The organism is Niabella drilacis (assembly GCF_900101395.1).
Classification (GTDB): Bacteria; Bacteroidota; Bacteroidia; order Chitinophagales; family Chitinophagaceae; genus Niabella; species Niabella drilacis.
In genome coordinates this window covers 1-3,813 of sequence record NZ_FMZO01000043.1, presented here as the reverse complement: position 1 = coordinate 3,813, position 3,813 = coordinate 1, and the positions used below count along the sequence as shown (strand labels likewise).

The window sequence follows — 3,813 nt, the reverse complement described above, 5'->3', positions numbered from 1 at the left end:
TATTTGTCTTCATGTTTGCACATTGCAATAATGAGTTCGTTTTTGTGAATGTACTTTTACGCAGCGGCCAGCATCTGAGCCAACGGTATCTTACCGAAATGTAATTTACTGCTTTTCGGTAGCAATATAGCCCCCCTCCCAGGGCAAACGCATCTAAATTGAGTAAAAAGAGCACACCAGGAGTATTTTCAGGCACTGTAAGTGCCGCGTGTTTATAGTAAGGTATTAAAGAGAAAAGCCGGCTCCTGTAGGAGCCGCGTAAAATTTCGGGCCCAACAAACACGCGGCTCCTACAGGAGCCGGGTTGATAAAACAGCAGATTACTATAAATACGCTGCTCCTCCGGAGCTGAACAATGCTGAAATTAGATGCATTTGCCCTGGCCCCCTCCCGGACGGAGCAGGGGCATGAGGGAAATAGCAGCGGTTCAATACCATTCCGTTCTTTTTACCTGGTTTAGATGCGGCTGCCCTGAAACAGATTTGAGTTACATGAAGGGAAATCTTAATTTTGAATAGCGGGTATCTGTTTGGTCTGCAACAAAACCTTAATAAAATGAACAACACTAAATGGTTGGTTTCACTCTTTGTGTTTCCGCTTGTCATTGGTTTTTCGGCTTGCAAAGATAAACGACACGACCGGAGCAGGGACTACCGGCTGGATCATTATGCTTTTTTCCTGGTATCGGTGGTGCGCGACCGGGAATTTTATCTGGAGTTATTACGGAAGGTTTTGCAGGAAAAAAAGAAGACGATCCTGAACCCCTTAAGGGCCGACACGCTGAAGGGGGATCTGCAGCATATTGCCGCCTATGACACCCTGTTCTTCCGGTCGGAGGAGTTGCTTTATGAACCGGTAAAAAAAATCAGTTCCGGCGCTGTTGCTGATAACGGCCCCCCGGATAACTTTACCCGCGGGGAAACTGCCTGGCTGAATGAGCAGATCGGTAGCCTGGTAACGGTGTTCCGGCAAATAAACCAGGTTTACAGGCGCTTTGATCAATATTACACAAAGACCGGTTATAAAGCAGATAAAGGCGCGCAGGGACTGGAACGGATCGATTCGATCCGTATGCTGGACGATAAATCCGGTGTCATCATCGACAGTATCATCCTCAGGTCGGATCGTATTTTTAAAGATATTTACCAGGTGCCGGAAAAGAAAAATGCCTTCGCCCCGGCAGCTGTTTTAATGGAACAGTCGATAAAGGCCAGCGACAATTATATCCTGCTGCTGGAGCAACTCCTGCCCGGAAAACAACGATACAATACAACAACCGGTAAGGAGCTAAAACGCGCAAAGGACTCCATTGATGATCAGATAAACCAGCTGGTTCATCTGGGATTGTCCGGCACGGAAAGATCTATCTGGGCAGACGTCCTGGTATTGAATTTCCGGGAGCAACTGTTTAGTTTCCGGAATTATTATGAAGTAAGACTTAATCCCGGATCTTCCAGGGGTGGGGTTCAGCAAGCTGATCTGGATTTTCTGAAAGATGTGGAGCAGAGGATGCGCAGGTTCTATGGCATTTTTTTGAAATTGTAAGCAGAAGGGCTTTCTGTAGTTTACCGGATTAAAATAACCGGCGGCCGGCTTTTTTTATCGGCTGTACTGCAATAACTTTAAGGTATGAACTTTGTTATTGCGGCTACGTATGATAATTATATTGATGCGCACCTGGCAATGGGGAATTTGCTGAGTGAAGACATCAATTGCTGGCTGAAAGATGAAAATACGATCGCCATTCATCCCGGTTTAACCAATGCGATTGGCGGCATCAAGCTAATGGTGGCAGCGCCGCAGATCGAACGGGCGCTGGAAATATTGCGGAAAGCAAAACAACAGTACCAGGAACAAAACCCCTGTCCTCGTTGCGGATCTACAAACGTGGAGTATATTACTACTCCTAAAAAGGCAGCCACCTGGCTGCAGACTTTTGTGAGCATTGTGCGACTTGGAGGTGCAGCGATGGCGGCAGATAAAGTGTACCATTGCTTTGATTGTGGTTTTGAGTTTGACGACACTGTAAAAGAGACTGTGAACTAATGGAGTCCATTATTGCATATTTTGCTACCCTGGAGCAGCGGCCGCTGGAGCGGATGGGCCTGCTGGTGGGGGGGCTGCTCTTTTTCTGGATCATAGAAGGAGCCATCCCCCTGGTTCGGCTAAAGTACCGGAGAACGAAATTTTCGCATGCGCTCGTTAATTTCGGGTTTACCGTCATACACCTTATCATCCATACAGCCCTGGCGGTTTTGATTGTGCTGCTGTCCGACTGGTGCCGCAATACCGGCTTTGGCCTGGTATACTGGCTGCATGCCGGTGTGTTGGGCGTCATTATCATAGGGGTGCTGGCCCTGGATTTCAGCAGCTGGCTGGTACACTGGATCATGCATAAGCAGGCGTATTTATGGCGGTATCATCTCATTCATCACAGCGATAATAAAGTAGATGTGACCACGGGCCTCCGGCATCATCCGGGCGACAGCCTGCTGCGCGGCATCTTTTTCCTCCTGCTGATCTTGGTAAGCGGCGCCCCCATGTACAGCGTAATGATCTACCAGACCCTGGTGGTGATCACTACCGCGTTTACCCATGCCAATATCAGCCTTCCTAAAAAACTGGATAAATGGCTCAGTTATATACTCATCTCTCCCAATATGCATAAAGTGCATCATCACTGGAAACAGCCGTATACCGATAGCAATTACGGAGCGGTGTTTTCCGTATGGGACCGTTTGCTGGGTACCTATAAAGAGCTGGATCCCGGAAGGATCCGGTATGGATTGGATCGTTATTATGATAACGAAAAGGACGAAGACTTTTTGAGTTTGATGAAAGATCCGTTTATTAAAAAGCGGCAGCCGGAAGATGCTGTGCCGGCCCGTCCGGAGAAGAAAAGTCCTTCAACCTGAAAGAGTTTCCTACATTTGAAAAATGATAAAAGAGAAGATTATAGCGGTGATCCCTGCCCGGTATGCGGCAACCCGGTTTCCTGCAAAATTAATGAAGATGCTGGGCGACAAGCCGGTGATTGCGCATACCTATGCCGCGGTGGCCGGCAGTGGGTTGTTTGACGATGTTTTTGTAGTAACCGATAGTGAATTGATCTTCGAGGAAATGGTATCCCGCGGGGGAAAGGCTATTATGAGCGTTGCCGAACACGAAAGCGGAACAGACCGGATCGCGGAAGCGGTTAAGGATATGGATGTGGAGGTAATTGTAAATGTACAGGGCGATGAGCCCTTTATGCAGAAGGAACCCCTGGAAAAGATAGTGGCGCTCTTTAACTCCGATGCAGTGCAGGTGGGGTCGCTGATGCGGAAATTTGCATCAGAAGAAGAAGCGCAAAATCCCAATGCGGTAAAGGTGGTTACCAATAAAAAAGGAAAAGCGCTGTACTTTAGCCGGAGTGTGGTCCCTTATAAAAGAGATCCACAGGCGTCAGTACCCTATTACCTGCACATTGGCGTATATGCATTCCGGAAAAAAGCCCTGCTGGATTTTACCGGCTGGTCTCCCTCATTGCTGGAGCAAACGGAAAAGCTGGAACAGCTGCGTTTCCTGGATAACGGGGTGGATATCTATATGGCTGAAACCGATTATGAAACCGTGGCAATTGATACGCCTGAAGACCTGGAAAAGGCGATGGCGCTTCTGAACCGGTAGCGATTATTGCTCACGGATTTACACAGAAGCTTAGAGGTCTGTGCACGTTTGTGGAATCCGTGAGAAAAGAACAGCGGAACGGCGTTGAGGATCTTACGGCTCACAGGAGACACCTATACGGCCGAAACCTTGGCCATCGACACG

General features: G+C 48.2%; 4 protein-coding genes. All 4 read left to right on the top strand.

What is annotated here, in order from left to right; translation table 11 throughout:
* Positions 1-555 precede the first annotated feature (555 nt).
* Positions 556-1,545 (top strand): hypothetical protein, encoded by a 990-nt coding sequence (locus BLS44_RS26155; RefSeq protein WP_090393708.1) that lies wholly within the window; start codon positions 556-558, stop codon positions 1,543-1,545.
* 84 nt (positions 1,546-1,629) lie between these two features.
* Positions 1,630-2,046: a putative signal transducing protein gene (locus BLS44_RS26150; RefSeq protein WP_090393707.1), complete on the top strand. Its 417-nt coding sequence runs from the start codon at positions 1,630-1,632 to the stop codon at positions 2,044-2,046.
* On the top strand, positions 2,046-2,915 hold the full coding sequence (locus tag BLS44_RS26145; RefSeq protein ID WP_090393706.1) for a sterol desaturase family protein: 870 nt from the start codon (positions 2,046-2,048) through the stop codon (positions 2,913-2,915). Before BLS44_RS26150 ends, BLS44_RS26145 begins: the two co-directional genes overlap by 1 nt.
* A gap of 22 nt (positions 2,916-2,937) precedes the next feature.
* Positions 2,938-3,669, top strand: a complete 732-nt coding sequence (gene kdsB, locus BLS44_RS26140) for a 3-deoxy-manno-octulosonate cytidylyltransferase (RefSeq protein ID WP_090393705.1) — start codon at positions 2,938-2,940, stop codon at positions 3,667-3,669.
* The last annotated feature ends 144 nt before the right edge of the window (positions 3,670-3,813 follow it).

Bases quoted from the DNA above. Each gene is read 5' to 3' on its own strand.
- BLS44_RS26155 (WP_090393708.1), top strand. From the start codon at position 556: ATGAACAACACTAAATGGTTGGTTTCACTCTTTGTGTTTCCGCTTGTC.
- BLS44_RS26150 (WP_090393707.1), top strand. From the start codon at position 1,630: ATGAACTTTGTTATTGCGGCTACGTATGATAATTATATTGATGCGCAC.
- BLS44_RS26145 (WP_090393706.1), top strand. From the start codon at position 2,046: ATGGAGTCCATTATTGCATATTTTGCTACCCTGGAGCAGCGGCCGCTG.
- kdsB (WP_090393705.1), top strand. From the start codon at position 2,938: ATGATAAAAGAGAAGATTATAGCGGTGATCCCTGCCCGGTATGCGGCA.